This is a genomic window from Pseudomonas tructae, assembly GCF_004214895.1.
Classification (GTDB): Bacteria; Pseudomonadota; Gammaproteobacteria; order Pseudomonadales; family Pseudomonadaceae; genus Aquipseudomonas; species Aquipseudomonas tructae.
In genome coordinates this window covers 1,950,581-1,977,014 of the sequence record NZ_CP035952.1, presented here as the reverse complement: position 1 = coordinate 1,977,014, position 26,434 = coordinate 1,950,581, and the positions used below count along the sequence as shown (strand labels likewise).

23 protein-coding genes are annotated in these 26,434 nt (G+C 60.7%); 4 read left to right on the top strand and 19 right to left on the bottom strand.

The window, feature by feature from the left end:
- Positions 1-40: 40 nt before the first annotated feature.
- From EXN22_RS09140 to EXN22_RS09065, 16 genes are all read right to left on the bottom strand, one after another.
- Positions 41-2,845: a glycosyltransferase family 2 protein gene (locus EXN22_RS09140; protein ID WP_130263749.1), complete on the bottom strand. Its 2,805-nt coding sequence runs from the start codon at positions 2,843-2,845 to the stop codon at positions 41-43.
- A gap of 60 nt (positions 2,846-2,905) precedes the next feature.
- Positions 2,906-6,478 (bottom strand): glycosyltransferase, encoded by a 3,573-nt coding sequence (locus EXN22_RS09135; RefSeq protein ID WP_130263748.1) that lies wholly within the window; start codon positions 6,476-6,478, stop codon positions 2,906-2,908.
- Between the two features lie 79 nt (positions 6,479-6,557).
- Positions 6,558-8,132 (bottom strand): flagellar hook-associated protein 3, encoded by a 1,575-nt coding sequence (locus tag EXN22_RS09130; protein ID WP_130263747.1) that lies wholly within the window; start codon positions 8,130-8,132, stop codon positions 6,558-6,560.
- A gap of 13 nt (positions 8,133-8,145) precedes the next feature.
- Complete coding sequence (gene flgK, locus EXN22_RS09125; RefSeq protein WP_130263746.1) at positions 8,146-10,194, bottom strand: flagellar hook-associated protein FlgK; 2,049 nt, start codon at positions 10,192-10,194, stop codon at positions 8,146-8,148.
- Positions 10,195-10,204: 10 nt separating this feature from the next.
- Positions 10,205-11,404 (bottom strand): flagellar assembly peptidoglycan hydrolase FlgJ, encoded by a 1,200-nt coding sequence (gene flgJ, locus EXN22_RS09120; protein ID WP_130263745.1) that lies wholly within the window; start codon positions 11,402-11,404, stop codon positions 10,205-10,207.
- Positions 11,405-11,415: 11 nt separating this feature from the next.
- Positions 11,416-12,525: a flagellar basal body P-ring protein FlgI gene (locus EXN22_RS09115; protein ID WP_130263744.1), complete on the bottom strand. Its 1,110-nt coding sequence runs from the start codon at positions 12,523-12,525 to the stop codon at positions 11,416-11,418.
- A gap of 12 nt (positions 12,526-12,537) precedes the next feature.
- A complete protein-coding gene (gene flgH / locus EXN22_RS09110) occupies positions 12,538-13,233 on the bottom strand; it encodes a flagellar basal body L-ring protein FlgH (RefSeq protein ID WP_130263743.1) in 696 nt (231 codons plus the stop codon).
- Between the two features lie 54 nt (positions 13,234-13,287).
- On the bottom strand, positions 13,288-14,073 hold the full coding sequence (gene flgG, locus EXN22_RS09105) for a flagellar basal-body rod protein FlgG (RefSeq protein WP_130263742.1): 786 nt from the start codon (positions 14,071-14,073) through the stop codon (positions 13,288-13,290).
- A 45-nt stretch (positions 14,074-14,118) separates the two neighbouring features.
- Positions 14,119-14,859, bottom strand: a complete 741-nt coding sequence (locus EXN22_RS09100; protein ID WP_130263741.1) for a flagellar basal body rod protein FlgF — start codon at positions 14,857-14,859, stop codon at positions 14,119-14,121.
- Between the two features lie 189 nt (positions 14,860-15,048).
- Complete coding sequence (locus EXN22_RS09095) at positions 15,049-15,234, bottom strand: hypothetical protein (RefSeq protein ID WP_130266784.1); 186 nt, start codon at positions 15,232-15,234, stop codon at positions 15,049-15,051.
- A gap of 75 nt (positions 15,235-15,309) precedes the next feature.
- On the bottom strand, positions 15,310-16,635 hold the full coding sequence (gene flgE / locus EXN22_RS09090; protein WP_130263740.1) for a flagellar hook protein FlgE: 1,326 nt from the start codon (positions 16,633-16,635) through the stop codon (positions 15,310-15,312).
- 30 nt (positions 16,636-16,665) lie between these two features.
- A complete protein-coding gene (gene flgD / locus EXN22_RS09085) occupies positions 16,666-17,409 on the bottom strand; it encodes a flagellar hook assembly protein FlgD (protein ID WP_130263739.1) in 744 nt (247 codons plus the stop codon).
- A 15-nt stretch (positions 17,410-17,424) separates the two neighbouring features.
- Positions 17,425-17,868 carry a flagellar basal body rod protein FlgC gene (flgC, locus tag EXN22_RS09080; protein WP_010224960.1) on the bottom strand — a complete coding sequence of 148 codons (444 nt, stop codon included), beginning with the start codon at positions 17,866-17,868 and terminating at the stop codon, positions 17,425-17,427.
- 3 nt (positions 17,869-17,871) lie between these two features.
- Positions 17,872-18,279: a flagellar basal body rod protein FlgB gene (flgB, locus tag EXN22_RS09075; protein ID WP_130263738.1), complete on the bottom strand. Its 408-nt coding sequence runs from the start codon at positions 18,277-18,279 to the stop codon at positions 17,872-17,874.
- Between the two features lie 168 nt (positions 18,280-18,447).
- Complete coding sequence (gene cheR / locus EXN22_RS09070; protein ID WP_130263737.1) at positions 18,448-19,275, bottom strand: protein-glutamate O-methyltransferase CheR; 828 nt, start codon at positions 19,273-19,275, stop codon at positions 18,448-18,450.
- 52 nt (positions 19,276-19,327) lie between these two features.
- Complete coding sequence (locus tag EXN22_RS09065) at positions 19,328-20,257, bottom strand: chemotaxis protein CheV (RefSeq protein WP_010224956.1); 930 nt, start codon at positions 20,255-20,257, stop codon at positions 19,328-19,330.
- A gap of 69 nt (positions 20,258-20,326) precedes the next feature.
- Between EXN22_RS09065 and flgA the strand changes: the two genes are divergently transcribed.
- From flgA to EXN22_RS09045, 4 genes are all read left to right on the top strand, one after another.
- A complete protein-coding gene (gene flgA / locus EXN22_RS09060; RefSeq protein WP_130263736.1) occupies positions 20,327-21,079 on the top strand; it encodes a flagellar basal body P-ring formation chaperone FlgA in 753 nt (250 codons plus the stop codon).
- 168 nt (positions 21,080-21,247) lie between these two features.
- Complete coding sequence (flgM, locus tag EXN22_RS09055; RefSeq protein WP_130263735.1) at positions 21,248-21,565, top strand: flagellar biosynthesis anti-sigma factor FlgM; 318 nt, start codon at positions 21,248-21,250, stop codon at positions 21,563-21,565.
- A gap of 45 nt (positions 21,566-21,610) precedes the next feature.
- On the top strand, positions 21,611-22,078 hold the full coding sequence (locus EXN22_RS09050; RefSeq protein WP_130263734.1) for a flagella synthesis protein FlgN: 468 nt from the start codon (positions 21,611-21,613) through the stop codon (positions 22,076-22,078).
- A gap of 80 nt (positions 22,079-22,158) precedes the next feature.
- On the top strand, positions 22,159-22,902 hold the full coding sequence (locus tag EXN22_RS09045; RefSeq protein WP_130263733.1) for a flagellar brake protein: 744 nt from the start codon (positions 22,159-22,161) through the stop codon (positions 22,900-22,902).
- 78 nt (positions 22,903-22,980) lie between these two features.
- Here EXN22_RS09045 and EXN22_RS09040 read toward each other — a convergent pair whose 3' ends face one another.
- From EXN22_RS09040 to bkdR, 3 genes are all read right to left on the bottom strand, one after another.
- Entirely contained in the window at positions 22,981-24,312 is a 1,332-nt protein-coding gene (locus tag EXN22_RS09040) for an MFS transporter (protein WP_130263732.1), read from the bottom strand.
- A 149-nt stretch (positions 24,313-24,461) separates the two neighbouring features.
- Positions 24,462-25,703 carry a glutamine synthetase family protein gene (locus EXN22_RS09035; protein ID WP_177414066.1) on the bottom strand — a complete coding sequence of 414 codons (1,242 nt, stop codon included), beginning with the start codon at positions 25,701-25,703 and terminating at the stop codon, positions 24,462-24,464.
- A 216-nt stretch (positions 25,704-25,919) separates the two neighbouring features.
- Positions 25,920-26,405, bottom strand: a complete 486-nt coding sequence (gene bkdR, locus EXN22_RS09030) for a Bkd operon transcriptional regulator BkdR (RefSeq protein WP_045189126.1) — start codon at positions 26,403-26,405, stop codon at positions 25,920-25,922.
- Positions 26,406-26,434 lie beyond the last annotated feature (29 nt).

Below are 26,434 nucleotides of genomic sequence, written 5' to 3'. Positions count from 1 at the left end.
AAGCCGGGTGAGAACCCGGCTTTTTCATGTGCTTGAGGTATTACTGCAAGTCGGCCAACCACTGCAGCTCGACCGCCTCGCCTGGCGCAACCACTCGGGAAACATCCACGCCATGGCGCTCATCCACCCGCGCCCGAACGTTGAATGCCAATGGCCAGCGTGCGGCCAGGGCCTGCTGCTGCGCCTGATCAAGCAATGGCACACCCGCGTTGAGCAATTGCGCCAAAGGCGTGCAGATTACCATCAGGCCCGCTTCGGCCGCCTTCAGGCAAAGGTCGATATCGGTGCCGGCAATCACTTGCAGTCCGGCACAGTGCTCAAGCAATTCCTTGCGCACCATCAGGCAGTCTTCGCTGACCGCGGCAACGCTACGTACTTGGGCCAACCCCAGCATCGACCCGACGGCGTCGCGCGAGGCACCCAGCCACGCACTGCGCACCTGTTGGGTATCGAGCAACTCGTAACCGGCATGGGTAATCAACCCCGCCTCATCGTGCATCTGACCGCCCACCACACCGACTTCCGGACGCAGGGCCTGGTTGAGCAAGGCTTCGATCCAGGACGGAGAAAACACCTGGCTGCGGCTGGAGAGCAGCACCAGGTATTCACCCTGGGCCTGGGCCGCCGCCTCGTTGAACATTTGCACATGCTCAAGCGGTTGCGCACTGGTGAGGAGTTTCACCCGGCCACCCAACTGCAGATTGCCCAGGCCAGCGGCAGTCGATTCGGCCGCAGCGCCAGAGCTGACCACTATCACTTCATAGCGCGGGTAGCGGGTGCGCTGAACAATACTCGCCAGGCAAGCCTGGAGCTGAGCAAGGTCATCACCGCTCGGCAACAGGATGCTGACCAGCGGCGACTGCGAATGACGGTAGTCGATCTGGAAAGCACCGTCAGCGCTTTCGCTCACCTGACTGTTGTAGCCGAGCACACCAAGATGGCGCTTGAGGGTCACCAGCGCAGCATCGGCCATCGTCTCGCGGTCGTACTGGCCGATCACCAGGTACTCATCCAGATGGGCCAGGCCTGCAACACCCTGCTCTTCCACCAACCTGAGCAACAGATCGAACTCCAGCGCCTGCGCGCAATGTTCGCTGTAGCCACCCAACGCGACTACTCGGTCGCGGCGCACCAGCCAGTGCCGCGACATCAGGTCCGGGCGGCTACGCAACAAATCCAGGTTGCAACCAGGGCGGACAATACTGAGCAGGCGCCCGTCCTGGTCACGCTGTACTTCATTGGCGCAGATAGCATGGCAGGCATCGGCACCGGCCAACTCGACTTGCAGGCGCAACAACCCACCTTCAGCAAGCACATCGCCAGCCTGCAGCAGCATCAACCAGTCGCAGGCCAACTGCCGCACCACCTGATTGATATGCGCGACCAGGTTACCGGGGTTCACCTTGATGAAATGCAGGGTGTCTTTGGCCGTGGTCACCGCCGGCAACTGGCCAGCCTTGAACACCACGATCTTGAAGTCGCGCAGGCCGCTGGCCAGCAAGCTGTCGAAGGTATCCTGCAAGGCAATGTCGCTGTCATCCAGGTCGATCACCAGGAAAGCCAGTTGCGGCGACCGGTTTTTGCCCAGGTGAGTCAGGATCCGTTTGCGCCCAGCGCTGTCTGGCGTCGCGGCAGCAATGGCCGCCAGCACCTTGCCCGACGGCGTAGCGGCCAGCAACGGCTGCACATTCGAACCCGGCAACTCTTCGAGCTGCTTGAGCCACAGGCTGAGCACCTGGATCAGGGTCTGATCGTCCTTGCTGTCCAGGGTAGTGAGCAAGCGCTGGCAAACCTGCGGATTGAACAACCCCAGGCCGAACGCCTGCAAGTAGCGCGCCTTGAGGCTTTCCTGAGTATCGTTGGGCTGGACCACCAGCAACGCCTGCTGGCGCACCCAGCTACCTTCCAGCGCATTCTTGTGCACCTGCCCGGCTGGCCAGGCATGCAGCAGAAACTCCAACGCCCGTAATTGCCCGAACAACACCGCGTTGTAGTACGGCATTTCGACAAACTGGCGTGGCTCGAAACTGCGCTCAGGCTCGATCACCACGCTGCTCCAGCGCGAGGTGAAGAGCAACGGCGCCTCACGCCCTTCATGGCTATTGCGCACGAACGCGTTGAGCACCTCGAAACCCTGGGCGTCGGCACATACCCGGCCACGCTGCTCATCCCATTGGCGAATCAGGCGAACGGCCTGATTGAGTTGCTCTTGCGCAGCCCCCTGCACCGACAATGACGGGCGGTACTCGCTGATGAGACTGGCTTGCGCCAATACCTTGACCGCACCTTGTGCCAGCAGCCCATAGGACAGCGCCACGCACCAGCCCTCGAACGCCAGGCCCAACGGCGCATCAGCCAGCACCGCCTTCAAGCCCTCGACCCGCACCAGCGCCCGCCAGGCCTGCAATGCGTGTTCGCCATGCAGCGCAATACGCTCACGAGCGGTTTCGGCGATGGCGTTGGCGCCCAGGGCTGCCCCAAACTTGTAATAGGCCACCTCGCTGTTGCCAGGGCAATAGCCCAGCGAATAACCCTGGGCCATCAGGTATTCGGGCTCCGCCCGCAGGGCCTGGGCTTGAGCACTCAAGGCATCGGCCAGGAGGAAATCGCTGTCCAGTGCAAGCACCACAAAGGGCGTTTCGACCTGGTCCAGCGCGGCAAGTAGCTGCGCCTTCCAGAGCGCGCTCGATGCTTGCTGGCAAGGTACGGTCACCGTCACCTGATGATGGAAACGTGCCCGATAGTAGTGGGCGGCGCGACCGCTGTAACCAGGATCGTTCTGTCCCAGCAAAACGACGGTTACATCGTCCAGAAATGCTGCCGACTCCAATGCTTTTTCACCCATAGCGCACCTGATGCTCTCGTAGTTCTGTTGCAAACAAGGCCAGCAAGCCGGCCCGCTCGATCAATGGGCCAACCAACCGTTGGCCCATTGCTGCAAATTGTTCTCGGTCAGTACGTAGTCTCGCAGCACCGCCTCGCGCAGCGCATCGCCCTGCCGGTAGCTGGCCTGCGGGTCAGCCAGGTGCATGCGGATTGCCTCCAGCCACTCCTGTGCGGTATTGCTTCGCACGCGCGTGCAGGGCAAGTAGCCCTGATAAGCCTTGGTGTCAGTACAAATCACCGGGAACCCGCAGGCCCCATACTCAAGCAGGCGCAGGTTGCTCTTGCAATCGTTGAACAGGTTGACCTCAAGAGGCGCCAGCGCCAGGTCCAGGTCCAGGCTGGCCAGCTTTTGCGGATAAGCATGCAGGCCGACACCGCTGTGAAACTCCTTGATGTACGGACGCAGGACGTCCGGGCACATGCCAAAGAACACCCAGTCAACCTCGTTGGCCAGTTCCTTGACCACATCGGCGATCAACTCCAGATCGCCCCGATGACTGGTGCCACCAGCCCAGCCGACACGCGGCCTGGACGAGGTCTGGCGGCGACTGGTCAGGCCCAGCCACAATTGCGACGCCAGCATGTTCGGCACCACACGGATGTCCTGGTGCATGCTCGACAGGGCATCCGCCAGTGGCTGGGTCGATACCACCAGACGGTCGCACATGGCAACGCCACGGGAAACCATTTCGCGCATGTTGCCCGGCATATTGCGGCCGTGGTCGTTTTTCTCCGGCAAGCCGAGGATGTAGTCATCGATCTCGTAGATCCGCCGGGCATTGGAAAAGCGCTTGATACGCGCAAATTCGTCGAGCGAACTGCTCATGTAGCGGCACTGGAGAATGATCACGTCCGGCTTGTCTCGCTCAAGCTCGATGACGCCCGGGGTCGCGTAGCTGACCCGGCCCTGGATCCAGCCGGCACGCTCCAGCTCCGACAATGGCTGCGCTACCCGGTAGTGACCGATCGCCGTCGTATTGATCGGCAAGCCCAGCACATAGGGCAAGGTGCGACTGATGAACGGATCCCAGCCACTGCGCAGCCCCGGGTCGAGGGTGAAACTGGACAGTGTCAGGTGCAGGTTGCGGTTGTAGGCCGGATCATAGGCAACCCGGGATAGCCAGCGCTGGTAGAACGCATCGCGATCCTGCACCTGACCTGATACAGCTGGCGTACGCCCTGCCGATGCCAACCGGGCGACCAGCGCATAGGGGGTCCACACCACCAGATAACCAAGGTCGCGAACCCGCAAGCAAAAGTCGGCGTCAAGCCAGTCATTCAAGTACAGGTCTGCGGCCAGACCTTCAAGTTCGGCAAAGATGTCGCCGCGCACCAGCAGGCAGTCACCACTGACCGCACTCCAGTTCTGCACGCTATTGAGGCGGTGCATGTAGCCGCCGGCATCCGCCGCAAGCCCCACAAACGGGCTATCGGCCGGGCCGTGCAGGCCCAGTACCAGGCCGGCGCCCACCACCGAACCGTTGCTGGTGCACAGCTTGGGCCCTACCACGCCAACTTCCGGACGCTGCGCCTGACTCATCAGCTCGCCCAACCACTGCCCGTCAAAGATCATGCAAGCGGCATTGAGCAGCAACAGATAAGCGCCACGCGCCTGGGTGCTGGCCTGGTTGATCCGCGGGTGCACGCCCGGCACCGCGACATCGAGGATGCGCAACTGTTCGCTGCCCAAGCCACGCATGGCGTTGAACCAGTCCAGCATCGGCGCCGGTTCGTTGCCAGAGGCAACTACCAGTACCTCGTAGTTGGCGTAGGCTGTGTGCTCGAAAATCGACTCAACGCAGCGTCTGAGTACGGACAGATCGTCACCCGCGTCGATAATGATCGACACCGCCGGCAACTGCCCATGCTGATACAGCACCCGCGACAACGAGGTACCTTCGGCGCTGGCTACCTCTGCAGCCACGCCCAGGCGCTGCAGGTGCGCCTTCAGAATCCGCGGGGCCTGGACCCTGCAGGCCGGGTCAATCAACCATTGGCCATGATCGGCCTGGCACTCCACCAGCAGCTCGGCAACGTGCTCGACCACGTGCAAGCCTTCGGCTTCGACCATTCGCCAGAGCATATCCTGAGGCGCCAGCACGCCAAAGTCCTGGGAGAACCCGCCCAGCGCCAGGGTCTTGGCGCAATCGAATGCCAGTGTGCGTCCCACGTAGGGCAAGCTGCGCATCAGGTCGAGGTTGAAATCCGGCTTGAAGATCGGCTGGCTGGCCTCCAGGTTGTCATTGCTGCCCTCATCGGTGTATAGACAGCGTGCCCCAGGCCGCAAGGCCATGCGTTCAGCCATGATCACCAAGGCATGTGGATGCAGACGGTCACCGGCCTGCAGCAGGTAGACCCAATCGGCCTGAACGGCAGCCGCCAGGCGTTCGTTGAGCTGGCCAAAGCCCTCATCACGCAAGAGCAGGTGCTGAACATTCGCAGCGCCAAGCGCTGCTGCCTCCTGGGTACTCAGTGCCCAGACCTGGCTGGCAGGGTAGGATTGCGCCTGAACGCTCTGCAACGTCATCGCCAACGCCAGGGCATCACCCTGGGGATCGAAAATCGCCACCACGATATGCGGCCGTCGCGGCCATTGCTCGATGCGTTTGGGCAGCAAGCGAGTCTGCGCGTCCGACAGGCTCCGGCACTCCAACCACTGTGCATACAGCTCGGAAAAACTCAGGCTGTCACTGCCGACCTGCTCCTGAAAACGGGCAAGCTGGGCGGAATACAGGCGGTTCAGCTCGAACTCCTCCCAGGCTTTGTCCGCGCCTTCGCTGTAGCGCTCGATCGGTACATAACGCACCCAGCCGGTCGCCGGCGCCGCTGCACTGGCGCGCGACGCCAACATCTGCAGCAACCACTCGGTTTCCAGCGGGAATGCCAGTTGCATCCCGGCATGGTGGCTGAGTTGCCCGGCGTGTATGCGCTCGACGCTGAGTATGTCTTTGAGGCTGGCCAGGTGTCCGCGACGCAACAAACAGATATACAGGGCAAGGTCCAGGCGGGCGTTGAAACCTTGACCATCCTGTACCAGTTGGGCGAGGAACTCTTCGACCTGCACCCGCCGCATCAGCGCATGGCTGATGCCACCGATCAGATTGATAGCCCCGACCGAAACAATCTCCAACAGATCGCCGCCATTGAGTACCGCACTCTCCTTGGAGATGACGCAGTTGGCCGTTCGCGACGGCAGCAAGGTGTCATCGCTGGCGCACAACAGGCGATGGCTCATCACCATACTCACATCCGGGCACTTGACCAGCGTCGAGGCCTGTACGGCGATACAGCCATCGAGCAACCAGTCGTCGTCGCAAAGAAACTTGATCAGGCTGCCACGGGCGTTATCCAGACACGCCAGCAAGTTGCGCGCAAAACCGAGCGTACCCCGATTGCGCACATAGCGCAGCGTGTGCGGCGACTGCGCTGCCAGTTGCTCGACAATGACCTTGACCTCATCGCCAGGGCTGTCATCGCACACCACAATCTCGAGATTGTCGTACTGCTGCAGCATGACACTTTGCAGGGTCCGGGCCAGGAACTGGGCATTGAAGGCGGGAATGGCGACGCTGACTAGAGGTTGTTCGATCACGATGGAAAACCTGGAGAGGACCTGTTGCAACGCCACCAGACGGAGGCGCCGCAACGGTCAGTACTGCGGTGAGAACCTGTCAGAGGCGGTTGAACAGGCTCAGCGAGGAGATCTTGGTAAAGGCCAGTTGCGAGGCCTGCAACATGGTCTGCTGCAGGTTGAGGCGAATCAGCACGTCAGCCGGATCGGCGTCACGAATCGAGCTTTGGGTCTTGGTGTTGGCCATCTTCAGGCTTTCGTTGGTTTCGGCCTGAACATCCAGAGCCGCACCACGGGCACCAATCGAGCTGATGGCCTCGGCGACCTTGTTGGCACCACTGTCCAGGTTGCCAAGCACCGACTGCAGGGCGGCCTGGTACTTCTGCCGCGACGCCAGGTCTTTATCGACCGGCAACTCCAGCGCCTTGCGGAACCCCGAGATGGTGTCGAGGATATTCTGGGTCTGGTGGGTATCGACCTTGACCGAGAACTGATCACCTGAAGCCGGCACCGCCGAGAAGTCGAAATCCACGCCGGCAATGGTCGCCTTGGTGGCCGGCGTACCGGTCAGGTTGCCGCTGGCAACCGGACGCGCATCAGCGCTCATGGGCTGGGCATAAACTTCATAGGCGCTGGGGCTGGTGAACTTGATGATCGCACCACCACCCGGGAAGGCATTCTCGTAGTCGGTCTGGTTGCTGATCTTGGCGCTGTTGAGCTGTGCCATCGAGGTGTTGCCCGGGCTACGCGAGCCGCTGACCTCGTCGGGCTTTGAGGCCAGAGTGAAGGCATGACCTGCGATCACCGCGTCAGGGTTGAGCTTATCGGCATCCGAGAGATTGATATTGAGCGCCATCTCGACACCACGGAAGGTGATGCTGCCCGGCTTGTTCGGGTCGTAGGCACCGTTTCCGCTGGCCTCCAGTGTCACATCGTTGTTGGCCGCATCGGTGATCTTGAACTGCGTGCTGCTGGTAAACGTGACGGTGTACGGCTCGCCGCCCCGGAAACGATCATTGTACTGGGTACTGCCGGAAACCTGGCCATTGGACAGATGTACTCGGCCATCATCCACAGGCGGCGCTGTCAGCTTGGTCTGGCTGCGGCTGGTATTGAGGGCTTGCTCGAACACGCTGTGGCCGCTTTCATTGGTAGCCATGCTGAGCATGTCGCCGACCTGCAGGCTCAAGGTGCTCTGGTCGCCCTCGTAGCTGTAGGTACCATCGGCGTTACGCACGTACGGCGGGGTGTCGCCACGCGAACCCGCGAACAGGTACTTGCCGTTCTCGTCCCGGCTGTTCATCAGGCTGTACAGTTGCTCTTCGAGCTGGGTCAGCTCCTGGGCGGCAGCCTTGCGATCGGCGTCGGTATAGCCACCGCTGCCGGCACTGATAGCCAGTTCCTTGGCCCGTGCCAACACGTTGGTGATGCCGTTCAGGGTCGACTCGGAGGTTCCCAGGCTGTTGCGCACATTGGTGATGTTGCCGTTGTACTGCTCGAGCAGGTTGCTCTGCTGTTGCAGTTGCAGCAGGCGCGCGGCGCCCACAGGATCATCGGCAGCGGTACGCACGCGAAGGTTATCGGTGGCCTGTTGCCCGGTCTTGACCACATTGGAAAAGTTGCGCTGATAACTCGAGGAACTGGTTTCGTAAAACTGGGAAGTAGAAATACGCACGGTCTACCACTCCTTAAAGGGCATTGATCAGCGTGGAGAAGATTTCCTGTGCCGCCTTGATGATCTGCGACGAGGCCGTGTAGTACTGCTGGTATTTGATCAGGTTGCTGGCTTCTTCATCGAGCAGGACGCCCGACAACGAATCGCGCGAGGTCTTGGCCGCGGAATGCAGCGCACCCGTGGAGTCGACGTCCATTTGCGCCTGCGCGGTCTTGCCGCCGACGTTTTCCACCAGTTTGCCGTATGCATCGGTGAGGCTGATGCCCTTGCCATTGGCACCGACTTCGACGGTACCCTTGGTCTGCAGGTCGATCACCGCCTGGCCATTGCGATTGTTGTCCGAGCCCGAGCCAGTCATGCCGATGACGTAGTTGTCACCTTTCTTCGGCGCACCGGAGACACTCATCTCGAAGGTGAAGGACTTCTGATTGCCGTTGGCGTCGTTGATCGGCCCGCCGGCGGCATTGACCATCGGCACCGAGAACTTCAACTTGTTTTCCTGGCCCGGGATGATGGTTCCGCTACCCAGCGGATCGCCCTTGGCGTCGAGCAACCGGTAGGTTTGCGGGGTGACCGTTTCGTCACCGAATACCAGTTTGACAGGGGTCGAGTACTTCAGGCCGTTCTGCAGGTCCAGACGCTGGACCGGATCGTAGATATCCAGGGTCGAGGTCAGATTGGGTTGACCGATGATGCCGGTACCTTTGTTGCCTGCACCGCTGGTAGAGGTCAACGGCGAGGCCATCGCCAGACGCTTGGGGTCGGTGAGGACGGTGTCCAGGTTGGTCGCAGCGTTGCGGGTCGGGGTGATCTTGAAGGTGTCACCCGCCTGCACAGCACCGCCTTTGAGGTTGAGGCTGAAGCCGTCGATGACCGGTGCCGGATCGTCGTTGAGATTGTACGAACCGATGGTGTTACCTTCCGGCAGCTTCTTGACGCTGTAGCCGGTAGCACTGGTGAAGGTAACCTGGTAGTCACTGATGCTCAGCTTGCCGGTGTCCTTGATGGTCACATCGAGGTTGCCGGAACCTGCGCTGTTGCCCGCCTGGGCAATGCTGCGCTGGCTGATCAGCTCGGGGCTGTTGATGTTGTTGAACAAGGCCGCGCCGAACTCGCCGTTCTTGTCGATACCCTGGGCCAGCTGGCTGTTGATACGGTCAGCCATGACCAGGGCCACACGCCCCAACTCGTTCAGCGACGGGTCCAGTACTTCACTGCGATAACGCAACAGGCCGCCGATCTCGCCGCCCTTGAGGCTGGAGGTGACGTCCATGGTGGTGCTGCCACGGTTGAGCTGGACGACGAAGCGGGTCGGGTCGGTCTTGCTCGGTGCGGTCTCGAGGTTGTTGGTGGTCTTGCCCAACACCAGCGGCTGGCCGTTTTCCAGATAGATGTCGATGTTGCCTTCGCGCTCGACCGCCTGGGTACCGACCAGTTCGGAAAGCTGACGCACGGCTTCGTTGCGTTGATCGAGCAGGTCGTTCGGGGTGCCCTGCACCACCGCCACCTTGGAGATCTGATCGTTGTACTGGGCAATGGTCGCCGTCAGCTTGTTGACCTGATCGGCCATGGAAGCGAGGTTGCCATTGATGTTGCGGTTCTGCTCGTTGAGCTGGTTGGCGATGGTATTGAAACGCTTGCTCAGCGATTGCGCGCTGGTCAGCAGCAACTGGCGCGAAGCATCCTCGTTGGGCTTGGCCGCAGAGCTCTGCAGGGCACTGAAGAAACTCTTCAGCGCGCCAGTGATACCCGTGTCGGCGCCCGACAGCAGCTCGTCGACCGGCCCGACCTGCTTCAGGTACGAGGCAGCATCGCTGCTCAGCGAGGTGGTGGTGCGCAGCTGGTTTTCAAGGTAGCTGTTGTACACCCGACGTACATCGGACAGGGTCGTGCCGGTACCAATGAAGACGTTGCCCACCTGCTGGGCACCGTTGGACCGCTGCACGTTCTGCTGGCGCGAATAACCGGCAACATCGGCATTGGCAATGTTGTTACCCGTGGTGTGCAGGCCCGCCTGGTTGGCGTTGATGCCCGACATCCCGATGTTGATCAAACTCGCCATGGTTCAAACCTTATAGTTTCGTTGTAGTGCCAATCGCTGCGTAGCTTTCGTACGATTTCATCTGCTTGGCGATCTGCGAAATCTTGCTCGCGTAGTCCGGGTCGGTTGCGTAACCGGCTTTCTGCAACTCGCGTACAAACTGTTCCGGTTTATCGGCAGCCTTGACCGCTTCTTTATAGCGGGCGTTGTTCTGCAGCAGGCTGACCAGGTCGTGGAAACTGTCCTGGTAGGAGTCGTAGGAGCGGAACGCCGCCGTCTCCTTGACGAACTGGCCGTCACGGAACTCGCTGGTGATCGCCCGCGCCTGGCCACCCTGCCAGTTGCCGGTGGCCTTGATGCCGAACAGGTTGTGGCTGCTGCTGCCATCGGCCTGACGCATCACCGATTTGCCCCAGCCGGTTTCCAGTGCAGCCTGGGCCACCAGGTAACGTGGATCGATACCGATGCGCTTGGCGGCCTGCTCGGCCATTGGCAGCATGGTGGCGACGAACTCATCGGAATTACCGAACGCCCGCTTGGCCGGTGCCAGCGGCGGCTGCGCCACGGCGCGGCCATAGATGCGCATCGAGCCTGGCGCGGCAAAGCTTTGCGCCGACTGCCAGTCGCCCTTGACCACAGCATCGGTCATGGCCGTGGTGCGCTGTGGCATGGCCGCGGTATTGGTAGTGGCCGCAGCGGCGCCCGCCGACGGTACGATACCTGCCAGAAGCCGATCAGTGAGCTTGCCCGGCAGCGCCAGGCGACGTGAATTGAGCGCCGCCATGTCATTGCGAGTACTGGCGGTTTCTTCACTGCGCACAGGCTCGGCAACCTTGGCCGCCCACAACGGACGCTGCTCGACATCCACCCGCGGGAACGGGCCGTTGTTCGTCGCAGCGCTGGCCTTCTGCTTGGACAACTGACGCATCAGCACCTCCTGCAGACCGATACCGCCACCTTCGCGGGACATGCTCACCGCCAGCTGCTGGTCGTACATCTGCTGGTACTGCTTGGTGGTCTGGGTGTTGAGCGGATTGTCCTTGGCCAATACATCAGTGGCCGAGCGCATCGACTTGAGCATTTCATTGAGGAACAGCGACTCGAATTCCTGGGCCACCTTGCGCAGGTTGGCGTCGCTGTCGCGATCACCGACCTTCAGCGAGTTCAGGCGATTGAGGTCGGTATAGGCGCCCGTGTCGGCGGCATTGAATGCACTTTTCGGCATATCCATGACCGGCTCCCTCAGATCACGATCAGGTCGGCTTGCAAGGCGCCGGCCTGTTTCAGGGCTTCGAGGATTGCCATCAGGTCACCGGGCGCTGCGCCCACCTGGTTCACGGCACGAACGATTTCATCCAGGGTAGTACCCGGGCCGAACTTGAACATCGGCTTGGCTTCCTGCTCGGCATTGACCCGCGAACGCGGCACTACTGCGGTCTCACCATTGGAGAATGGCCCCGGCTGGCTGACAATCGGGTCTTCGGTGATGGTCACGGTCAGGCTGCCGTGGGTGACCGCCGCCGGCGACACCTTGACGTTCTGGCCGATCACAATGGTACCGGTGCGCGAGTTGATGATGACCTTGGCCACCGCCTGACCCGGATCGATTTCGAGGTTCTCGAGAATCGACAGGTAGTCGACCCGCTGGCTTGGATCGAGCGGCGCGGTAACTCGCACCGAGCCACCGTCCAGGGCCTGGGCAACACCCGGACCGAGCAGTTCGTTGACTTTGTCGACGACGCGCTTGGCGGTGGTGAAGTCCGGGCGATTGAGGTTCAAGGTCAGGCTGTTGCCCTGATTGAAACCACTGGGCACAGAGCGCTCGACCGAAGCACCGCCAGGGATGCGACCGGCCGACGGTACGTTGACGGTGATCTTCGAACCATCGCGGCCCTCGGCATCGAAGCCGCCCACCACCAGATTGCCCTGGGCAATGGCATAAACGTTGCCGTCGATACCCTTGAGCGGAGTCATCAGCAGGCTGCCGCCCCGCAGGCTCTTGGAGTTACCGATCGACGAGACGGTGATATCCACCACCTGGCCCGGCTTGGCGAACGCCGGCAGGTCGGCGTGTACCGACACCGCAGCAACGTTCTTGAGCTGTACGTTGCCCGACCCAGGCGGCACCTTGATGCCGAACTGCGAGAGCATGTTGTTGAAGGTCTGCAGGGTGAACGGTGTTTGGGTGGTCTGGTCACCCGTGCCGTTGAGCCCCACCACCAGGCCGTAGCCAATCAACTGGTTGGCACGCACGCCGGAAATGCTGGCGATGTCCTTCAGACGCTCGGCCTGCACGGCGAACGCAGTGGACAGCAGAATCGTAGCGGCAATCAGCTGCTTGAAGTTGAACATGGTCATCCGAACCTAGAAAGGCCAAAGCGGGCTGATAAAGAACCGGTCAAGCCAACCCGGCTGGCTGGCATCGGCGAACGAGCCGGTACCCGAATAGGTGATGCGTGCATCGGCAACACGGGTGGAAGGCACCGTGTTGTCGGTGGCGATGTCGTCGGCACGGATCATCCCGGCAATTCGCACCAGCTCATCGCCGGTGTTGAGGGTCAGCCACTTCTCGCCGCGCACGGCAATGATGCCGTTGGGCAACACGTCGGCCACCGTCACGGTGATCGAACCGGTCAGGGTGTTGCCCTGGGCTGCCTTGCTGTCGCCTTTGGTGGCACGATCCCCGTTGTAGCCGGCACTGAGGCTCAAGTCGCCATCACCAAACGGGTTGTTGGTGGTCACGCTGCTGCCGAACAGTGAGGTCAGGCCGAGTTCGGCCTTGCTGTTCTTGGCGATCTGCGAGTTGGCGTTCTTGCTCGCCTGGGTGCGCTCGTTGAGGGTGATGGTGATGATGTCACCGACCCGGAAAGCCTTGCGGTCGCTGTACAGGTTCTGATCGAAACCGGCCTGGTAGATCGAGCCGTTGTTGGCCGCTGCCGGCAAGGGCGTACGCGGCAATACCGGCGCGTAGTAGGGATCGTTGGGCTTGGGCGTCGGCGCGACGCAACCGGCCAACAAGGCGATCCCACTCAGGGCAAGTACGGATAACACACGACTCATGACTCTGACCTCACGGTGAAACAGGCGCCGTTCAAGCGACCTCGAAGACTTTACTTACAGGTTCTGGGTAACGAACGAGAGCATCTGGTCGGCAGTGGAAATGACCTTGGAATTCATTTCATAGGCACGCTGGGTAGTGATCATGTTGACCAGTTCTTCCACGGTGCTGACGTTGGAGTTTTCCAGGGTCTGCTGCTGCATCACACCAAAACCGTTGAGGCCCGGGGTACCGATTTGCGGCGCGCCGCTGGCGGCGGTTTCCAGGAACAGGTTGCTGCCCATGGCCTGCAGGCCAGCCGGGTTGATGAAGTCGGCGGTCTGGATGTTGCCGATGACCTGCGCAGCCGGGTTACCGGCAGTGGTGATCGACACGGTGCCGTCCTGGCCAACGGTGAAGGTCTTCGCCTCTGGCGGCACGACGATCGCAGGCTCCAGAGCAAAACCATTGGCGGTGACGATCTGGCCATCGGAGTTCAGGTGGAAGGTACCGTCGCGGCTGTAGGAGACAGTGCCATCGGGCTGCAGGATCTGGAAGAAACCACGGCCGTTGACCGCCATGTCCAGCGGGTTATCGGTGGTCTGCAGGCTACCGGTGCTGAAGTTTTTCTGGGTGCCGACGATACGCACACCGGTACCCACTTGCAGACCCGACGGCAGTTCGCTGTCCTGGGTCGACTGCGCGCCTGGCTGACGCTTGATCTGGTAGAGCAGGTCCTGGAATTCGGCGCGATCACGCTTGAAGCCGGTGGTCGACACGTTGGCCAGGTTGTTGGAAATGGTCGTCAGGTTGGTGTCCTGGGCGGACAAACCGGTTTTACTGACCCAAAGAGCCGGAAGCATGCTGTTCTCCTCGCGCGCCTGTTTTACGGCGCTACGTCTGTGTAATTAGCCGATTTGCAAAACCCGAGCCATGGCTTCGTCGCCTTCCTTGGCCGTGGTCATCATCTTGATGTGCAATTCGAATTGACGGGACAGCGCCAGCACCGAGGTCATTTCCTCGACCGCGTTGACGTTGCTCGACTCCAGGAAACCGGAAACCACCTGGACGTTGGCATCAGCCACGGCGGGCTGACCGTCCTTGGTGTGGATCATGCCGTCCAGGCCCTTGGTCATGGTCTTGAGGTCCGGATTGACCAGCTTGATGCGGTCAACTTCGGCCATCACCCGCGGCCCCTCGCCCATGGCGCGAATGCTGATGGTGCCGTCCTGGCCGATCTCGACCTTCTGCTCTGGCGGCACGGCAATCGGCCCACCATTGCCCATCACCGGCATGCCGTTGCCGGCACGCAGCACACCCAGGCCGTCAATATTCAGGCTGGCGGTACGCACATAGGCTTCGCCGCCATCTGGGGTCTGTACGGCAATGAAGCCGTCACCACCGATGGCGATGTCCAGGTCACGACCGGTTTCCTGCATCGAACCCGGGCTGAAATCGGTGGCCGGGCGCTCGGTCATGGCATAGGCCCGCGCCGGAAAGCTGTCACCGAACACCGGCATCGAACGTGCCTGCTCCAGGTCGCGCTGAAACCCGCTGGTGGAAATGTTCGCCAGGTTGTTGGCATGGGCCTTCTGCGCCAGCGCGTTCTGGCTGGCGCCGGTCATGGCCACGTATAGCATCTTGTCCACAGTCATCCTCCGCTGCGCTGGCGAACACTTGCCGTTCGCCGCTGCTCTGCAGTGCCTGTAGCAAGTTTCAAACCAACTTTCAAAAAAGACGGAAAAACCCCAATCCATAAGGGTTTTAGGCGCACCAGAGCGCTCCTTCCAAAGAAACGCCGTCGAAAATACGGCGCCGATTTGCCGCTAGCGGCAAGCTCAATAGTCGCGGCAGGCGGCATTATTGAAAGGGCCGGCAAAACGCTTCCAACCCTCCCCCGGCGAGAATTGCGCGCACACCAGACGACCGCTCACCTGACTTTCCCAGCGATACCAGGGCGCGGCATCAGCCCAGACCTGCCCTACCAGCAAAACCGCGAACAGCGCCATCAGCAATCGTTGCAACATGATCGATACCCCTGAAATGCAAGACCCCTTCCGAGAAAGGGGTCTGTTCACGCCGACTACTTCAAACCCGCATCAGGTCATCTGAATGATGGTCTGCATGATGGTGCTCTGGGTCGAGATGGTCTTGGCGTTGGCCTGGTAGTTGCTCTGCGCCTTGATCAACTCGACCAGTTCGTTGGTCAGGTTGACGTTGGACGCCTCCAGCGAGTTGGACTGGATAGAACCCAGAGTGCCAGTCTTCGGCGCATCGATACCCGGAATGCCCGAGGAGTAGGTTTCAGTCCAGCGGGTACCACCCATTGGCTGCAGGCCTTGCTCGTTGGCGAAGCTGGCGATGGCGACCTGGCCGATGGCACGCGACTGCTGGTTGCTGAAGCTTGCGAACATCACACCGCTGGAGTCAATGCTCAGGCTCGACAGAATACCCGTGGCATAACCATCCTGACTCTGCGACAGACGCGTGGTCGGGGTGTTGTACGAAGTGGTCTTGGTCATGTCGATGGCAATGCCGCCCGCATTGGCGGCCGAACCGTTGGAACCCCAGACCGGCGGCGTGGCGTTCGGATTGGTCACGGTCGCTGGGACCCAGCCTGTCAGCTTGAAGACCTTGTTCACCACTTCGTAACCCGAACCTGCCGCACCAGCGGTCATGGTCTTGACGCTGCCGTCAGAGTTGAACTCGATATTGCCCACCAGCGGTTGCGGCGGCTCCTGGGCCGGGTTCAGCGGGTTACGGCCTTCGATCAGGGTGTACGACTTCCAGGTATTGGTCCCGGTCTTGACGTAGTACTGATCCATGACGTGCTCATTACCCTGGCTGTCATAGATCTTGGTGGAAAAGGTCTTGTTCCAGCTGTTTTCGTCAGTCGGGCTGAAGGTGACAGTTGCCGGAATGGTCTTGTCCGACGAATTCAGGTTCAACCCCTGATCGATCGCCGTGGTGCTCTTGGGCGCCAGCGCCGAAGTGTCGATCTTCAGGTCGGTCAGTACGCCATTGACGACCTTGCCGTTTTCGTCCACGCCATAGCCACGCAGGCGCAGGCCATCAGCGGTAACGACATAGTTGTCCTTGTTGGTCTGGAAGGCACCGGCACGGGTATAGCTGAGCGCGCCGTTGTCGCTGAGGACGAAGAAGCCCTGCCCCTGGATACCCATATCCAGAACGTTGCCGGTGTTGTTGATATCGCCGTTGGTGAACTGCTGCGATACCGCCGCCAGGCGCACACCGTTACCGATGTTGCTGGAACCAACACCCAGCTTGTTGGCCGAGTAGACGTCAGCGAATTCTGCGCGCGACGATTTGAAACCGGTGGTAGCGACGTTGGCGATGTTGTTGCCGGTCACGTCCAGTTGCTTGTTGGCTGCATAGAGACCGCTAAGGCCGATATTGAATGACATCTTTCACTCCTTGTGCCGCGTTAGCCGGCTCTATATACCGATGGTTTGGACTTTGGACAGGGCAATGCTGCCCAGACCTGCGAGATTGAGCATCATCTCGCCACCAGTCTGACTGATGGTGACGCTGCTGACGGTGGCCGGCAGCATGGTGTACATGTCCAGCTTCTTGCCATCGATCGTGGTCTTGGCGGCGAAGGTGTAGGTACCCGGATCGACCTTGTCGCCCTTGTCATTGGTACCGTCCCAGACAAACGCAGCGTTACCGGCCTTCTGTGCGCCCATGTCGATGGTCTTGACCACCTTGCCGTCCTTGTCGGTAATGGTGACGGTAGCATTGCTCAGCGCCTGAGGAACCACTACCGTGCCATTGAAGCTCTTGGTGGTATCGACCACAGCCTTGTCGGTCTGGGCAATCACCGAGCGACCGACCAGCGAAGAGGCCTGCAGCGCCTGCGACGATTTGTAGTTGCCGGAAATCGCTGTCACCGACTCATTGAGCGAGGTGATGCCTTCCAGGCTGCTGAACTGCGCCAGCTGCGCCACGAACTCGCTGTTGTCCTGCGGATCGAGCGGGTTCTGGTGCTTCATCTGGGTCACCAGCAACTGCAGGAACGCGTCCTTGCCCAGCGCCTGCTTGTTGGTGCCGGTCTTGCTGTTGGTGGCCGCAGCGATACCGGCGGCGTTGTTGGCGCTGGTTTCGCTGTTCTTCTTGCCCGACGCCTTGATGACGTCGTTCAGGCTTACGCCGGCAGTGGTGTCGTTAACGCTTGCCATTGGCTTCGTCCTTTATCACTGACCCAGGGTCAGGACCTTCTGCATCATGGTTTTAGCCGTGTTCATCAGCTCGGCGTTGGTCTGGAACGAGCGGCTGGCGGAAATCATGTCGGCCATCTCTTCCACCACATTGACGTTGGGGTAATAGACGTAGCCGTCCTTGTTCGCCGCCGGATGATTCGGCTCATAGCGCGCCTCAAGGTTGCTCTGATCCTCGACCACGCCGAGCACCTGCACACCCTGCCCTGCAGCATCCTGATCCTGGAACAGCGACTGGCTGACACCGGCCTGGGCCTGCTGGAAGGTAGTGGCGAACACCGGGTGACGGGCACGATAGGTCTGGTCGATGCTCGACGAGACGGTTTCGGCGTTGGCAATGTTCGAAGCGACGGTGTTCAGACGCGTGGTCTGGGCACTCATGCCGCTACCGGCAATGTTGAAGACGCTGGCGAGGGACATGAATTACTCTCCGCGCAGGGCCGATACCAGCCCTTTGAATTTACTGTTGAGCAGCGTGAAGCTGGCCTGGAAACCCACGGCGTTTTCCGCGTAGCTCGACTGCTCGAGCTGGGCATCGACGGTGTTCTGGTCGATCGACGGCTGCATGGGCGTGCGGTACTGCAGGGCTTCGTCACCCATGCTCAGGCCTTCGGCCTCGATGTGCCGGCTATTGGTCCGGTCGAGCGAAAAATGACCCTTGCTGGTCTGCTCGGCCTGGGCCGCCAGCACCGAAGCGAAGTCCATGTCGCGCGCCTTGTAGTTCGGCGTGTCGGCGTTGGCGATGTTGTTGGCCAGCACCTCGGCACGCTGGGCGCGAAAGCCCAATGCCTTTTCGTGGATGCCGAGCGCTTTGTCGAAGCTGATGCTCATGTCGGGGAAACCTTCGAAGGTTTTTCGTTGACTGAGCTAGAGCAAGAGCCATGCCAAAAAACAAAACCCCGTAAATACGGGGCTTTGAGGGGGTTGCCGGCAGCGGCAATGCCAGAAAAGCGGCAAAGGATTTCCGCCTGGCGTCAGCAAAGCGGCAATTTAGCCGGCTTACTTTGCCTGATAGATAATCCCCGGACTGCACTGGACCATCTGGTAATGGTCCGGCAAGCCATTGAGCGCTTCCGATGCACCGAGGAACAGATAGCCACCCGGCTTGAGCGTACCGTGGATGCGCATCAGGATGTCCTTCTTGACCTGGGCCGAGAAGTAGATCAGCACGTTGCGGCAGAACACGATATCGAACTTGCCCAGGCTCGCGTAGCTGTCGAGCAGGTTGAACGAACGGAACTCGACGCGGCTGCGAATCGGCGCCTTGACCGCCCAGCGCCCCGGCGCCTTGACGTCGAAGTAACGCTGCAGGCGCTCCTGGGACAGGCCACGGGCAATCGCCAGGCTGTCGTACTCGCCGGTCTTGCAGTTGTTCAGCATCGAGCCGGACAGGTCGGTGGCAACAATCTGCGCACCCATCTTCAACTGGCCGATGTTGCTGCGCTCGAACTCATCGATAGCCATGGAGATGGAGTACGGCTCCTGCCCCGAAGAACAGGCTGCCGACCAGATGCGCAGACGCTGGCCGGGGTTGGCCTTGATCTGCTCCGGCAGCACCTTGTTCTTGAGCACCTCGAACGGATAGGTATCGCGAAACCAGAGGGTTTCGTTGGTGGTCATGGCATCGACTACCTGCTCGCGCAAACCACTGCGCGGCTGGCTCTGAATACGCTGTACCAGCTCGCTCAGGGACTTGATGCCCTGCTGTTCCATCAGCTTGTTGAGACGGCTGGAGACCAGGTATTGCTTATTTTCGCCCAGCAGGATGCCACAGGCTTTTTCCAGGAATACCCGGAACTGTTCGAAATCCAAATTACCCGTAGACACTGATGCCGCCTCTTAAATCGTATGTACTGCCAGGGGCCGATACCCCTGGCCGTTAGTGCGTGGCCTTGATCCGATCAACAACGCGCTGGGCGAGGTCGTCCGGGCGGAATTTGGCCAGAAAGTCATCCGCGCCGACCTTCTTGACCATCGCCTGGTTGAACACCCCGGACAGCGAAGTATGCAGGATGATGTGCAACTTTTGCATGCGCGGGTCGCTGCGAATCTCGGCGGTCAGGGTGTAACCGTCCATCTCCGGCATCTCGATATCGGAGATCATCATCAGGAACTCTTCCTCCGGACGCTTGCCCTCGTCGACCAGCTTGCGCAGGTAATCGAGCGCCTGGCGGCCATCATTGAGCGCCACCACCTCGACGCCGACGGTCTGCAGGCAACGGCTGACCTGCTTGCGCGCCACCGACGAGTCATCGACGGTCAGCACCCGCAGCATCACGGCCTTGTCCTGCACCTCGGCATCGACCACACCGGCGGAGATCGCCTCGGAAGTTGGTGCCACTTCGGCAAGGATCTTCTCCACATCGATGATCTCGACCATCTTGTTGTCGACCCGGGTCACCGCCGTCAGGTAGTGATCGCGTCCGGTCCCCTTGGGTGGCGGATGGATCTCTTCCCAGTTCATGTTGACGATGCGCTCCACCGAATGCACCAGAAACCCCTGGGTCTTGGTGTTGTACTCGGTGATGATGACGAAGCTCTTGCTTGTTTCTTCACTCAGACCGGGCATCCCGGTCGCCATTGCCAGATCGAGGATCGGAATGGTTGCCCCACGAATATTCGCGACACCGCGCACGACGGGACTGGATTTGGGCATCACGGTGAGGTTCGGGCACTGCAACACTTCCCGCACCTTGAACACGTTGATCCCGTAGAGCTGCTCGCCATTGAGGCGAAACAGCAGCAGCTCCAGACGGTTCTGCCCTACCAGTTGCGTGCGCTGGTTCACCGAATCCATTACACCAGCCATGCCAGACTCCTTCACCAAACGCTTCGAGCTTCGTACCCAGTCGGCACGCGCTTTGCTTTTTTTAATCGTATGAACATGAAAACGACATTTTCCCGACGCCTGACCTGCCACCTGCCCGGCTTCCTTGCTGCGCTGTGCCTGCTGGCCCCTGGCGCTCGAACTCTGGCTGACGCTTTCACCTTGCCCGAACAGCTTATCGGTGTCACCCAGGGGTTTCTTGAATTCACCGTAGAAGACTATCTGGCCACCAGCCAGACCGAGGGCCGTTACGAGATCCAGGTCAATAACCTCGATCCGCGCCTGCGCATGCCCCTGTGCGACCAGCAACTGGGCGCCTCACTGGAGAGCCCGGCGCAGCCCATGGGCCGCGTCACCGTGCGGGTTCGTTGCGACGGCAGCTCACCATGGACGGTGTTCGTGCCCGCCCAGGTACGTCTTTTTCGCAATGTCGTGACTGTGGCCCGCCCACTCAAGCGCGATAGCGTCGTCGGCGAACAGGACGTAACCCTGCGAGAGCGCGACGTAGGCATGCTCAAACAGGGTTTTCTAGGCAGCCTCGATCAGGCAGTGGGGCTCAAGGTTATCCGACCAACGGTCATGGATCAGGTGCTGACACCCCAGCACCTGGAGCAAGCCGAGGTAATCCGCAAGGGCGATCAGGTGGTGATCACCGCACGCAGCGGTAGCCTGGCGGTGCGCATGCCCGGCGAAGCCTTGAGCAAGGGCGGCCTGAGCGAACAGATCCGGGTGCGCAACCTCAACTCCAAACGGGTGGTCAAGGCCAGGGTGACCGGGCCGGGCCAGGTGGAAGTGGCCATGTGAGCAACTGAATCGATAACAACGCTGGCGATCAGGAACTGCTTTTCCTAAACTGTGTCCCATTGGACGTCCCGAACCGGCCGTGCATGCCATTGAGCATTTGCGCCTAAAGTTTCTTTCGGGTTGGCCGAAAACAAGGCAAGCGTCCAAACACCCAGAGGTTTTCTGATCATGGTCATCGACTTCAGTCGTTTGAATAATTCCCCGTCCGTTGCGGGCGGCGTGCGCACTGGCAACAGCCAGGAAAGCACTGCCAGCACGGCTTCGGCCACGGCCGGTAGCGTCGCTCAGAGCAGCGCCAGCGGGGAAACCGTACACCTGAGCCACGAGGCACAGCAGTTGCAAAAGGTCAGCGACAAGCTGCGCGACCAGCCGATTGTCAACAGCGCCCGGGTGGCCGAGTTGAAACAGGCTATCGCCGACGGCAGCTACCAGGTCGACAGCAACCGCGTCGCCAGCAAACTGCTTAATTTCGAAGCCCAGCGCTAGCCCCTGGCGCGCTGACTTCAGGACGCTTGAACCAAAGAGCCAGCCATGCACGACACTACTCTGCTGCAACTGATCGAAAACGATATTGCTCCAGCGCAAGAACTGCTCGACTTGCTGCAGAACGAGAACGTTGCCCTGCACGGTCGCGATATGCCGCTGCTGGAGAACATCCTGGCGCGCAAGCAGTCGCTGGTGATCCTTCTCGATCAGCATGGCCGCCAGCGCAGTGAACTGCTTGCCGGCCTGGGCCTGTCCCAGGACCGCGAAGGCGTCGCCCAACTGGCCAGCGACTCATCTTTCGGCGAACTGCTGCTGCAACAACTGGATGTCCTGGGCCAACTGCTGACTGACTGCCAGGCGGTCAACGAGCGCAATGGCCGTTCGATCCAGCTCCAGCAGAGCACCACCGCCAACCAGATCAGAATCCTCATGGGCGGCGAAGCACCCTCGCTCTATGACAGCCGCGGCGCTACCTCTCCCCTCGCCAAGCCACGGGCGTTGAGCCAGGCTTGATTCCCTGTATCAAGGCACGGAACATACTGGCAAAATGCCGTAACTTGCGTGTGACGTTTTTGCCTGGAGAATGATTAACCGTGTTCAATGAAGCAGAAGCTCCGCAGCCTCCGAAGGTGCTTACCACCCCTTTGGAAATTGCCGCCAACTTGCGGTCGCTGCAAGAGAGCCATGACCCGCTGATCATCACTTTCCACGAACGCAGCCAGCGTTTTCAAAGCTATGTGGTCGAAGTCGACCGCGAAAGCAACCGCCTGGCCCTTGATGAAATGATCCCCCGCGACGGCGAGCGTTACCTGGAAAATGGTGAGCCGTTTCGTGTCGAAGGTTTTCATGATGGTGTACGTATCGCCTGGGAGTGCAACACCCAACTGAAGATTGTCGAAGCCGATGGCCATCGCAGCTACCATGGCAGCCTGCCCACTGAAATTGCCTACCATCAACGCCGTAATGCCTTCCGCGCAGCGCTGAAGCTGACCCAGTTGGTAGACGTCAAGCTCGACGGCGACAAGCTCAAGGGCAATGGCGAAATGCGTGGCAAGTTGCTGGATATTTCCGCCACTGGCTGCAAGCTGCGCTTTGAAGGCAACGTTGAAGAGCGCCTGCAACTGGGCCAGGTCTATGAAAAATTCGGCGCCGGTAATCCGCTGGGCCTGTCCATGGTCGAAGTGGAACTGCGTCACCTGCATTTCGAAGAACGCATCAACGCCACCTTTGCCGGCGTACGCTTTCACAACCTCAACGGGCAGATGCAGCGCAAGATCGAAACCTTTGTCTATCAGTTGCAGCGTGAAGCGCGGCGCTTCGATAAAGACGATTACTGAGTTGTAGCCCATCGCGGGGCAAGCCCGCTCCCACAGGACTTCATGGCGCCGTGGGAGCGGGCTTGCCCCGCGACAGCATCACACCTGAGTCGGCTTGACCGCTTCAGCCTCAGTGTCAGCCCCCTCCTCCACCTCGGTATCCTCGGCTGCCACCGGCGCCTGCATCTGATCCTGCACCACCTGCTCATCAACCCGCGGGTCCAGCGCTGCCGACAGTGGCGAGCCTGCCGCTGGCATAGCCACGTGATGCAGCGGGGCATCATCGACCTGGTGCAAGCCGGTCACCGCCTTCGGCCGGATCCGCCAGACCAGCACCAGGGCAAAAAACACGAAGAAGGCATAGAGCATCTGATTGCCCAGCACCTTCATCAGCACCCCGGCCACCAATGGCCCGATACTCGCGCCCACGCCATAGGTCACCAGCAGCATCGCCGTGAGTGAAACCCGGCGCTCGCTCTCGACGTGGTCGTTGGAAAACGCCACCGCCAATGGATACAGACAGAACTGCAGCAGCGATACAGCAAAACCGGCGGCAAACAGCACCTCCAGCGGCACGGTCGGCAGGATCGCCAACGGCAAGGCAACGATTGCCAGGCCCACCGCAACACTGCGAATCAGTACCGCCCGGTCGTAGCGATCGGACAACCAGCCCAGCGGCCACTGCACCAGCAAGCCGGCGAAGATGCAGCAGCCCATGAACAGCCCCACCTGCTCGGTACTCAACCCCTGCTTGGCTGCGTACAGCGGCGCCAAGCCATAGAACGAACCGACAATGAGCCCGGCACCGAGCACGGTACTCAGCGACTGTGGCACCCGCTTGATAAAGAAGCGCGGTTCCATGGGTGCGGGCCTGAGCGGCGCCGGGTGAATCCTTCGGGTCAGCGCCACGGGCACCAGGCACAGGGCAAAGCACATGGCCACCAACATCAGCAGTTCCAGGCCCAGTTGCGGATGCGCCACCAGGATCAACTGACCCAGCACCAGCCCCAGGTAAGAAGCGATCATGTAGCCACTGAACACCGCCCCCCGCTGCTTGGCGTCGGCCTGCTCGTTCAGCCAGCTCTCGATGACCATGTACTGGCACATCATTCCCAGGCCGACAATCACCCGCAGCACCACCCAGGCCGGCAGCCAACTGACCAGGCCATGGCCAAGCACCGCCGCGCCGACGATCCCGGCGCAGGTGGCATAGGCGCGGATATGCCCGACCCGGGCAATCAGCCGGTGGCCGATCTTGCCGCCCAAAGCCAGGCCAAAATAGTTGGCGGCCATCAGCGCACCCACCCACAGGCTGTCGACATGGTCGGCCGCCAGGCGCAAGGCCAGGTAGGTGCTCAACAAGCCGGAGCCGATCAACATCATCAGCGCAGCAAAATACAGCGCGCGAAAAGACTTCCAGATCTGTCGCATCAGCGTCCCGAACGGCTCCTTGAGCTGGTGGAAAAACTGCTTGAAAGCATAAGTGAAAATAGCGGCCTTGCAGGCGCCGGGGATAAAAAAACAGGTGGCAGACGCGTGTCGAAAATGTCTGCCACCTGCCTTGAAGCCGAGCCTGCCGGTTATGCCTGAGCAGCCAGCACACGACGCTCCCACGGGGTGATCTCATCGAGGAAACTGGTCAGCTCCAGGGTCTTGGTGGCGATGTAGCCTTCGATGAACTCCTTGCCGAACAGTTCCCGCGCCAAGACGCTTGCTTTCAGACGCTCCAGGGCTGCATGCAAGGTACAGGGCAGGCTCAAATGTTCCGGCACCTCGAATTCGCCCTGGATTGCCGGCGCGGGCTCAAGCTGCTGCTCGATACCGTGCAGGCCCGCCGCCAGGCTTGCGGCAATCGCCAGGTACGGGTTGCTGTCGGCGCCCGGCAGACGGTTCTCGACCCGCCGCGCCACTGGCGCACTGGCCGGGATGCGCAAGCCGGCGGCGCGATTGTCTTCGGACCAGCAGGCATTGTTGGGCGAAGCGTAAGGGTGGCACAGGCGCTGATAGGAATTCACATTCGGCGCGAACAAGGCAGTGAAGTCCGCCATGCAGGCCTGCTGGCCACCAATGAACTGGTAGAAAGTCGGCGTTGGTTCGCCCTCGGCATCGCTGAAGACGTTACGCCCACTGTCGATCTCGACCAGGCTCTGGTGGATATGCATGGAACTGCCGGGGGTGTGCGCCAGCGGCTTGGCCATGCACACCACGGTCAGGCCATGCTTGAGCGCAACTTCCTTGAGCAGGTGCTTGAACAGTAAGGTCTGGTCGGCCAGCAGCAGCGGGTCGCCATGCAGCAGATTGATCTCGAACTGGCTGACGCCCATCTCGTGCATGAAGGTATCGCGCGGCAAACCCAGGGCCGCCATGCAGCGATAGACCTCGCTGAAGAACGCTCGCAGGCCATTGTTGGAGCTGACACTGAACGCAGACTGGCCGTCTTCGCGGCGACCGTCCTTGCCCAGCGGTGGCTGAAACGGCTGGTCGGGGTCGGGGTTGGGGGCAAAGACAAAGAACTCCAGTTCGGTCGCCACCACCGGCGCCAGGCCACGGGCAGCGTAACGCTCGATCACCGCCTTGAGCAGGCCACGGCTCGACAACCCGGAACTTTCGCCACTGAGTTCGACCGCATCACAAATGGCCAGGGCCCGAGGCTCGTCGCTCCACGGCAGGCGATAAATATGCTGTGGATCGGCCACCAGGGCCAGGTCGCCGTCATCGCTGCCATAAAAGCGCGCTGGCGGGTAACCGCCCATGATGCATTGCAGCAGCACGCCGCGAGCCATCTGCAAGCGGCGGCCCTGCACGAAACCTTCGGCGGTCATCACCTTGCCGCGCGGCACGCCATTGAGGTCCGGGGTAATGCACTCGATCTCATCAATGCCCGTCAATCGCTCGGCGAGAGAGCTTTGGCCATGGGTCGTCATGACGCTATCCTTGTTGTTTTCGCATGCCGGGAACGGCGACGGTTACAACATAGGCACCCGGCGTTCGAAATTTCAAGCGCCCGCCATGAATGTGATCGTAATTTTCTACAGCGCTTAGCCTGGCAAGGTCAGGCCATTGGCCGGCAGCGGCAGCGCGGTCTTGTAGCGCACCTGCTTGAGGGCAAAACTCGAGCGGATGTTGGCCACCCCCGGCAAACGGGTGAGGTAGTCGAGAAAACGCTCCAGCGCCTGGATGCTCGGCAACAGCACCCGCAGCAGGTAGTCGGGGTCGCCGGTCATCAGGTAGCACTCCATGACCTCCGGGCGCTCGGCAATTTCCTCTTCGAAACGATGCAAGGATTGCTCGACCTGTTTCTCCAAACTGACATGTATGAACACATTCACATCCAGGCCCAGCACCTCCGGCGCCAGCAAGGTCACCTGCTGGCGAATCACTCCCAGCTCTTCCATGGCCTTGACCCGATTGAAGCAGGGGGTCGGCGACAAGTTCACCGAGCGCGCCAGCTCGGCGTTGGTGATGCGGGCATTTTCCTGCAGGCTGTTGAGAATGCCGATATCGGTACGATCCAGTTTGCGCATCAGAGAAAATCACCTGTTTTTTGTCTTTA

What these genes read in the sequence shown, in the direction of transcription:
- flgB (WP_130263738.1), bottom strand. Translation starts at nt 18,279, where the DNA reads ATGAGCATCAGCTTCGACAAAGCGCTCGGCATCCACGAAAAGGCATTG.
- flgE (WP_130263740.1), bottom strand. Translation starts at nt 16,635, where the DNA reads ATGTCATTCAATATCGGCCTTAGCGGTCTCTATGCAGCCAACAAGCAA.
- EXN22_RS09040 (WP_130263732.1), bottom strand. Translation starts at nt 24,312, where the DNA reads ATGCGACAGATCTGGAAGTCTTTTCGCGCGCTGTATTTTGCTGCGCTG.
- flgA (WP_130263736.1), top strand. Translation starts at nt 20,327, where the DNA reads ATGAACATGAAAACGACATTTTCCCGACGCCTGACCTGCCACCTGCCC.
- bkdR (WP_045189126.1), bottom strand. Translation starts at nt 26,405, where the DNA reads ATGCGCAAACTGGATCGTACCGATATCGGCATTCTCAACAGCCTGCAG.
- flgC (WP_010224960.1), bottom strand. Translation starts at nt 17,868, where the DNA reads ATGTCCCTCGCCAGCGTCTTCAACATTGCCGGTAGCGGCATGAGTGCC.
- flgM (WP_130263735.1), top strand. Translation starts at nt 21,248, where the DNA reads ATGGTCATCGACTTCAGTCGTTTGAATAATTCCCCGTCCGTTGCGGGC.
- flgK (WP_130263746.1), bottom strand. Translation starts at nt 10,194, where the DNA reads ATGGCGAGTTTGATCAACATCGGGATGTCGGGCATCAACGCCAACCAG.
- EXN22_RS09035 (WP_177414066.1), bottom strand. Translation starts at nt 25,703, where the DNA reads ATGACCGCCGAAGGTTTCGTGCAGGGCCGCCGCTTGCAGATGGCTCGC.
- flgD (WP_130263739.1), bottom strand. Translation starts at nt 17,409, where the DNA reads ATGGCAAGCGTTAACGACACCACTGCCGGCGTAAGCCTGAACGACGTC.
- EXN22_RS09115 (WP_130263744.1), bottom strand. Translation starts at nt 12,525, where the DNA reads ATGTTCAACTTCAAGCAGCTGATTGCCGCTACGATTCTGCTGTCCACT.
- EXN22_RS09065 (WP_010224956.1), bottom strand. Translation starts at nt 20,257, where the DNA reads ATGGCTGGTGTAATGGATTCGGTGAACCAGCGCACGCAACTGGTAGGG.
- flgG (WP_130263742.1), bottom strand. Translation starts at nt 14,073, where the DNA reads ATGCTTCCGGCTCTTTGGGTCAGTAAAACCGGTTTGTCCGCCCAGGAC.
- EXN22_RS09140 (WP_130263749.1), bottom strand. Translation starts at nt 2,845, where the DNA reads ATGGGTGAAAAAGCATTGGAGTCGGCAGCATTTCTGGACGATGTAACC.
- flgH (WP_130263743.1), bottom strand. Translation starts at nt 13,233, where the DNA reads ATGAGTCGTGTGTTATCCGTACTTGCCCTGAGTGGGATCGCCTTGTTG.
- EXN22_RS09050 (WP_130263734.1), top strand. Translation starts at nt 21,611, where the DNA reads ATGCACGACACTACTCTGCTGCAACTGATCGAAAACGATATTGCTCCA.
- flgJ (WP_130263745.1), bottom strand. Translation starts at nt 11,404, where the DNA reads ATGGATATGCCGAAAAGTGCATTCAATGCCGCCGACACGGGCGCCTAT.